Source organism: Protofrankia sp. Cr2, from assembly GCF_963555885.1.
Classification (GTDB): domain Bacteria; phylum Actinomycetota; class Actinomycetes; order Frankiales; family Frankiaceae; genus Protofrankia.
On the sequence record NZ_CAUVXG010000011.1, the window covers coordinates 43,627 to 51,296 of the forward strand.

General features: G+C 69.6%; 7 protein-coding genes. 3 read left to right on the forward strand and 4 right to left on the reverse strand.

Annotation, left to right across the window (positions count from 1 at the left end; translation table 11 throughout):
* Positions 1-1,062 (forward strand): hypothetical protein (locus U9978_RS07940; RefSeq protein WP_416210886.1); only part of this gene is annotated, 1,062 nt, incomplete at its 5' end.
* On the opposite strand, the gene U9978_RS07945 is transcribed toward U9978_RS07940, so the two are convergent.
* On the reverse strand, positions 1,021-1,638 hold the full coding sequence (locus tag U9978_RS07945; RefSeq protein ID WP_322760412.1) for a class I SAM-dependent methyltransferase: 618 nt from the start codon (positions 1,636-1,638) through the stop codon (positions 1,021-1,023). The two genes, U9978_RS07940 and U9978_RS07945, sit on opposite strands and share 42 nt — an antisense overlap.
* Before the next feature lie 96 nt (positions 1,639-1,734).
* A complete protein-coding gene (locus U9978_RS07950; RefSeq protein WP_322760413.1) occupies positions 1,735-3,699 on the reverse strand; it encodes an FGLLP motif-containing membrane protein in 1,965 nt (654 codons plus the stop codon).
* A gap of 201 nt (positions 3,700-3,900) precedes the next feature.
* Here U9978_RS07950 and U9978_RS07955 point away from each other — a divergent pair, with 201 nt between their 5' ends.
* On the forward strand, positions 3,901-4,596 hold the full coding sequence (locus U9978_RS07955; RefSeq protein ID WP_416210891.1) for a class I SAM-dependent DNA methyltransferase: 696 nt from the start codon (positions 3,901-3,903) through the stop codon (positions 4,594-4,596).
* 66 nt (positions 4,597-4,662) lie between these two features.
* Here U9978_RS07955 and U9978_RS07960 read toward each other — a convergent pair whose 3' ends face one another.
* Both U9978_RS07960 and U9978_RS07965 read right to left on the reverse strand, forming a co-directional pair.
* Positions 4,663-5,826, reverse strand: a complete 1,164-nt coding sequence (locus tag U9978_RS07960; protein ID WP_416210887.1) for an acyl-CoA dehydrogenase family protein — start codon at positions 5,824-5,826, stop codon at positions 4,663-4,665.
* Positions 5,827-5,831: 5 nt separating this feature from the next.
* A complete protein-coding gene (locus U9978_RS07965; protein ID WP_322760416.1) occupies positions 5,832-6,743 on the reverse strand; it encodes a 3-hydroxybutyryl-CoA dehydrogenase in 912 nt (303 codons plus the stop codon).
* A 208-nt stretch (positions 6,744-6,951) separates the two neighbouring features.
* Here U9978_RS07965 and U9978_RS07970 point away from each other — a divergent pair.
* A partial coding sequence (locus tag U9978_RS07970) for a TetR family transcriptional regulator (RefSeq protein WP_322760417.1) occupies positions 6,952-7,670 on the forward strand: 719 nt, incomplete at its 3' end.

A 7,670-nucleotide genomic window follows, 5' to 3' on the forward strand; every position in this document is an offset into this window, starting at 1 on the left:
CCGGCCGCGATCGCCGAGACCGCGGACACCATCGCCGCCGTGCAGGAACCAGACGGCGCCATCCCCTGGTACCCGGGCGGGCACACCGACCCGTGGGATCATCTTGAGTGTGCGATGGCGCTGCGGATCGCCGGCCGGCCAGAGGCTGCGGACGCCGCCTGGGAGTGGATCAGCCGTACCCAGCGGGCCGACGGATCGTGGGCGACCAGCTATGTCGACGGCCAGATCAAGGACGACTTCGCCGACAGCAACCAGTGCGCGTACGTGGCGACCGCGGCCTGGCACACCTGGCTCGCCACCGGCGACCGCGCATTCCTGCACCGGATGTGGCCGGTCGTGCGGGCCGCACTCGACTTCGTCGTGGCCTTGCAGGCCCCCGGCGGCCAGATCTGGTGGGCCCGTTCGGCCAGCGGCGCCGCCTACCCCGAGGCGCTGCTCACCGGCTGCTCCAGCACCCTGCACAGTCTGCGCTGCGGCCTCGGTCTTGCCGCCGCAGTCGGCGAGACGCCGCCTCGCTGGGAGGCTGTCGCGGAGGCGCTGCGCCACGCCGTGAGCGACCATCCGGAGTGCTTCGCGGACAAGCGCCGCTGGTCCATGGACTGGTACTACCCGGTGATCGGCGGTGCGCTGCGCGGGTCGGCAGGCCGGGCCAGGCTGCGCAGCCGGTGGGACGAGTTCGTCGTCGCGGGGCTCGGCGCCCGGTGTGTGGCCGACCAGCCGTGGGTCACCGGTGCCGAAACCTGCGAGCTGGCGATCGCCCTGCACCTGGTCGGGGAGAGCCCGGCCGCGGCCACGCTGGTCCGCGACGTTCAACACCTGCGGCACGTCGACGGCAGTTACTGGACGGGATGGCAGTTCGCGCAGAACGTGTACTGGCCGCAGGAGCAGAGCACGTGGACGGCCGCGGCGGTCCTGCTCGCCGTCGACACCCTCACCGGTGGGGTCACCGAGGCCCTGTTCCGCGGCGACGATCTACCTGCGTGGCGACCGGCACCCGGCCACGAGTCAGACTGCGCTGGGTCAGACGGCGCGTTCGAGCACCCGCAACGATCCTGTGCATGACCGCTCGATGAAACCCTCCACCAGCGCCCGCTGGAAGACGCCGAAGGGCGCCTGACCGCCGTCCGCCGGGTCCGGGAAGACATCGTGGATGGCCAGCAGACCGCCTGGGGGAATGTGCCGTGCCCACGCGCCGTAGTCGGCCTCTGCCTGTTGGCGGGTGTGCCCACCGTCCAGGAACAGCAGGCTGACCGGCGTCGTCCACCAGCGACCCACCGCCTCGGAGCGGCCGACGACCACCGTCACCACATCCGCCACCCCGGCCGTTTCCAGGGTGGCGCGCAGCGAGGGCAGGGTGTCGAGTCGACCGGTGCGGGGATCGACAAGGGAAGGATCATGATACTCCCAGCCCGGCTGGTTCTCCTCCGAGCCGCGGTGATGGTCGACGGTGACGACCGTCGCCGCGACCTGGCGCGCCGCCGCCGCCAGATACAGCGTCGACTTGCCGCAGTACGTGCCGATCTCGCAGATCAGGCCGCCGGCGGGCACCATCGCCGCGGCGGTATACAGCGCGAGCCCCTCCCCCGGCGGCATGAAACCCGTCGCGGCTTGCGCCGCCTGCCGCAATGCACCATCCACGCCGGTTCCTCCCAGCCGTTCCCGGACCGTCCTACCGAGATGCCGTAACCACAACGATGCCGTGACCACCACGATGCCGTAACGACGACGATGCCGTCATGACCAGGCCCCGTCCGGTCGGGATGCGACACGATCATGCTCTTTGTGCAGCGATGGAGCCTGCGCAGCGCGGTGACGGACGGTGAGAGGTACGGTATCTGCGCTGGTATCGCCCGGCGTGCCCTCCGGCCGGCCGAGCAGACGTGCCGGCACGATCTGGAAGAAGGCCCAGAAGAGCACGGAGGCCAGCGCGAACCCACCGAACAGCCAGACCGCCCGCGCCCAGACCTGCCCGGTGGCCATCCCGAGCAGCCCGGACGGGTCGAGCACCAGAATCGCGAAAAGCGTCAGCGCGACGGCAGCGGTCGCAGCCCAGGCCGGCCGACTCCACTCCCACAGCTTGCGGCCGTCCATGTAATGAATGGGCAGCAGGACGATCGGGGCGGCCACAATCGAGCCCGCCACCACCTGGCACAGCACGTTCTCGATGACCGCAAGGACGAACCCCCGCGGTCCGGACCCGTGGTGCGCCAGTGCCGACAGCACCGGGACACGCACCACCCACGCCACCAGGGCGACCGCCAACATCACCAACGTGCCGAGCAGTACGGCCTTGCCCTCGATCCGAGGGGTGACACGACGGCGACCCCGGGCGCGATACTCCGCGATCAGCCCGTACACGTAACCGGGGTTGAACGCGGCACCCCAGGACAGCAGGCCGCAGCCGATCGCGACGACAGCGGCACCGGGCAGTAGCTCCAGCCCGCCGCCTGCGCCACCGCAGACCCGCCGCTCATAGCTGTCGACGGACCTGCTGTAGAGCAGCACGCCGAGCGGGATCGCGACCGCGAATCCCACGACGAGCGCAGCGGTCGCGGCGTTCATCCCGACCCCCGGCTCCACCAGCACCGCCAGCGCCGTGGACAGCAGGAAGAAACCGGGAACCAACAGCGGCCGCGGCAGCTGTCCAGCCCGGAGCGGCAACGGCGATGCCCAGGCGAACCAGCGCCGCAAAATGTCCTGATTGTGGTGGACCGTCTTGTGGAACAGCTCGGCGGCGAAGCCGACCAGCGGCAGCAGCAGCACGGCCAGACCGGCCGCGACACCCACCCGGGCGGGACGGCGGAAGAGCTGACCGGGGGTCGGCAGCGCCCGGGCGTAGCCGGAACGCAGCTGCCCGCCGGTGTCGCCCGCCTGGCCGCCCGATGCCCCGGATCCGCCCCGGCCGGTCCCGCCCGAACCGCCCGAACCGCCCGAGCCATCGGAACTCCCGGTGCCGGCGCCATCGCCGGCCCGGCCGGACGTTGTCGACCCCGGAGCCGCCGCAGACCCCGCCCCGGCGGCGGCGGACCCGGTCGGTGCCGCCGGTCCCGGGATGCCGCCGTCCGAAGAGGCCCCGTCCGAAGCGGTCGTGCCGGGAGCCGCCGCGTCCTGGACCGGTGCCCCCGCGGTCGCCGGTACACCTTGGCCACCTGTGGGCATATCGGTCGACCCTGTAGTGCCGGCAACCGCGGTGGATGCCGGACCTGCGGTGGGTTGGGGCGCCGGCGAGGGTGCCGGCGTGGACGAGGGTGCCGGTGTGGGCGTGGGTGCCGGCGTGGGCGTGGGCGTGGGTGCAACCACGGTGAACGTCGCCGATGCGGAGACCGCCGAGCACGATGCGGTCACCGTGTGCGAACCCGCGACAGCTCCGCTGGGTACCTGGAAGGTGAGGCTGAAGCCGCCGGAGTTGACCGACGCCGTCCCGACGGCCTGGGTTCGGTCCCAGGACACGTCCACGGTGGGAACCCGCATGGTGGTGCAGGCGAACCCCGTCCCGCTCGCTGTCACGGAACCCCCGGCCGACCCCGAACCGGGGCGCAGCGCCACCGACGGTCCCGGCGCTGTGACCGCGGCTGCCCGCACCGCTGCGCGGGCCGACGGCGCCGGCCCCCAGCCGAGCGCAAACGCCACCGCCGCGCCCCATACCACCAGGAACGCGAGGAGCGTCCGTCCTACAGGCAGAATCAGCCTGTCGGCCACCCTGTGTCGCTGCGCCGCTGCCACGCCACCCTCCACCCTCCACCCCACGAACCCGGCCGCATCTCCCCCGCGATCAACCGCCTGGACCAGGCCCGGTACGCGCTGATCAGCGCCCCGATTCCGAAGGATGCCATGGCACGGCTGTGCGCTGACCACCAGGCTCAAGGCGGATTGATCGGACCTTATGATTGCGATGTGGATCTGGTGGACGGTGCAAGTCGCTGGGCTGCCATCACCGATGGCAGACGTGGGCCGGGTTATGCGGCCCAGTTCGCGCGGCTGGCCGCGGCGGGCATGGACGTCCACGGCGAAGCCACGCTGTGCGCGTCGCTGGTACCGCCGGGTTCGCGCATCCTGGACGCAGGCTGCGGGACCGGCCGGGTCGCGATCCGGCTGGCCGAACAGGGCCACTCCTGCACCGGGATCGACAACGACGCCTCCATGCTGACGCAGGCCCAGGCCGCGGGACCCGACGTGAGGTGGCTGCTGGCCGACCTGGTTGACATGCACAGCCTGGCGGACCTGGCGGAGTCCTTCGACCTCGTCGTCGCGGCCGGAAACGTCGTCCCACTGCTCGCTCCCGGCACCGAGGCGCTGGTCGTCGCCGCGATCGCCCAGCGGCTTGTACCCGGCGGCCTGCTGGTCGCCGGCTTCGGCCTGGATCGTGACCACCTGCCGCTGCCCGATGCGCCGTTCGGGCTGGCCGACTACGACCGGTGGTGCGCAACGGCCGGGCTCACCCTCGACCAGCGCTACGCGACCTGGGACGGCGATGTGTACGACGGCGGCGGCTACGCGGTCAGCGTGCACGCGGCCACGTCCACGGACGGCCAGGTCCACCACCGGCCAGGTCCACCACCGGCCAGGTCCACGGACGTGATCTTTCGAGGTTTGTAAGATCAACAGGCCGGTCCACGCCGCACAAACCTCGAAAGATCACCCAACCTTGATCGCCAACTCCGGTCAGCCGCCGAGGAGCTGGCGGGCCATGACCACGCGCTGGATCTGGTTCGTGCCCTCGTAGATTTGGGTGATCTTGGCGTCGCGCATCATCCGCTCGAGGGGGAAGTCGCGGGTGTAGCCCGCGCCGCCGAGCAGCTGAACCGCATCGGTGGTGACCGCCATGGCCGTGTCCGAGGCGAAGCACTTCGCCGCCGCCGACACGAACCCGGCATCCGCGTCGCCACGCTCGGCCTTAGCCGCCGCCACGTACACCAGATGCCGGGCGGCCTCGATCGCCATTCCCATATCAGCGATCATGAACTGGAGGCCCTGGAACTCCGCGATGACCCGCCCGAACTGCCGACGTTCCTTGACGTAGGCGATCGCAATGTCCAGCGCGCCCTGGGCGATACCCACCGCCTGTGCGCCGATCGTGGGCCGCGTGTGATCCAACGTCGCCAGCGCGGTCTTCAGGCCGGTCCCGGGCTCTCCGATGATCCGGTCGGCCGGGATCGCGCAGTCCTCCAGGTGGATCTCCCGGGTCGGTGAGCCCTTGATGCCGAGCTTGCGTTCCTCTGCGCCCACCGAGAAGCCGGGATCGTCCCGGTGGACGACGAACGCCGAGATGCCGCGGGACTTCTTCGCCGCGTTCGGATCGCTCACCGCCATCACCGTGTACCAGGTGGACTCCCCTGCGTTGGTGATCCAGCACTTCGTTCCGTTAAGCACCCAGTGATCGCCGTCCAGTCTCGCCCGGGTACGCATGGATGCGGTGTCCGAACCCGCCTCCCGTTCGGACAACGCATAGGACGCCATCGCCTCGCCCGCGGCGATCGAGGGTAGTACCTGCTTTTTCAGTTCCTCGGACGCGGACAGCAGGATCGGCATGGTCGCCAGCTTGTTCACCGCCGGAATCAGCGACGACGAGGCGCAGACCCGGGCCACTTCCTCGATCACGATGCAGGCCGCGACCGCATCCGCGCCTTCGCCGCCGTATTCGTCTGGAATGTGTACGGCGTGGAAACCCGCCCGGGTCAGCGCGTCATGCGCCTCGACCGGGAAACGCGCCTGCTCGTCGACGTCGGCGGCGGGCGGGGCGATCTCCTTTTCGGCCAGCTGCCGCACGGCGTCGCGCAACGCCTGATGCTCCTCGCCGAGCTGATACCCGCCTGTGCCGGTGTTCACCGGATTCATGCGCCGGCCGAACCGTACTCGTAGAAACCGCGGCCGTTCTTCTTTCCGAGCAGGCCGGCGTCAACCATTCGCATCAGCAGCGGGGGTGCCGAGTACAGCGGCTCCTTGAACTCTGCGTACAGCGATTCGGCGATCGCGTGTATCGTGTCGAGACCAATCAGGTCGGCCAGCGCCAGCGGGCCCATGGGGTGCGCGCACCCGAGCACCATCCCACTGTCGATGTCGGCCGCCGAGGCGAAGCCCGACTCAAGCATTCTGATGGCGGACAGCAGATATGGCACGAGTAGCGCGTTCACCACGAAACCCGCACGGTCCTGAGACCGGATCGCCTTTTTTCCCAGCACGTCACCGACGAAGGCCTCCGCCCTGACCAGGGTCTGCTCATCGGTCAGCAACGACGGCACCAGCTCCACCAGCGCCAAGACGGGCACCGGGTTGAAAAAATGGATCCCGATCACGTGACGCGGCCTGCTGGTCGCCATCCCGAGTTTCATGATGGGAATGGACGACGTGTTGGATGCGAGAATCGCGCCACGATCCTCGAGCACCTTGTCGAGATCCCGGAAAACCTCGACCTTCAACCGTTCGTCCTCCGCGACAGCCTCCACCACCAGCTGACGGTCGGCCAACTCATTGAGGTCCGTGGTGAAGCTCAGCCGCTCCAACGCCCGGTCACGGTCGTCGGCCGACAGCTTCTTCCGCGATGTCGCACGGTCCAGTGAGCTGACGATCCGGCCACGGCTCGCCGCAACCCGGCCCGTGTCCGCCTCGACGACCGTCACATCGAGACCCGCGCGGACGCACACCTCGGCGATGCCCGCGCCCATCAGGCCACCGCCTACCACGCCCACCCTTGTCACGTCGGCTGTCACCTGCGCTGGTACGTCCGCAGCTGGTACGTCAGTCACTGAGCCACCCCTGAAGTCTGAGACACCCTGCAGCCCCGGTCTGGTCTGCGCACGGCAACGGACCGCATCCACGTCCTGCGTGGCACCCCGCGCGGGTTCCCGATGGTGCATCAGGCGGAGTGGTCGGACCTTGCAGCTGAACTGTAGCGACACCTGGTGCCGTTAGGAAGCGGGTCACTCGAAGAACTCTTCGGTAAGGTCCGGTGACATGACGGATGCGGCGGATCGGGCACCCAGGCGACGCACCGGCCGAACCGCGGCCGGGCGTCGGCAGGTACGTCGCGCCCTGGTCGGCGCCGCGATGGAGCTGTTCCTCACCAACGGATACGAGACGACTACCGTCGACCAGATCGCTGAGGCAGCCGGAGTCGGCCGGCGCACCTTCTTCCGATACTTCTCCGCGAAGGAAGAGGCGATCTTTCCCGACCACGACGAGTGGCTCGAGGACATGGCCCGGCTGTTCACAGACGCCAGCCCCACCGAACCTCCGCTGGCCATCGCCTGTGCCGGCGCCCAGCTGGTGCTGGATCGTTACGTCGAGGACGCCGACATCTCACTGAAGCGGTTCCAGTTGACCAGACAAGTGCCGTCACTGCGGGATCGCGAGATCGCGAGTACTGACCGTTACGAACGTGTGGTGGCGCGTTACCTCCAGAACCGCTTCACCAGCGAGACCCCACACCGCCCGCCCGATGGTCGCCGCTCGGACAGTGGCCTGGCCGACAGCGGACTGCGCAGTGTCGTAGCCGCTGCCGCGGTTGTCGCGGCGCACAACTACGTCCTGCGCAGCTGGCTCAAAAGCGGTGGGACCGACGATGTCTACGAGCGGGCGCGCCATTCTTTCGGATTCGTGCAGCGGGCATTCGTCCCACCGCCGGTCTCCCAGCGTGACGATCGTGGGTCGCTCGTCGCCTGCTTCCACGCGGA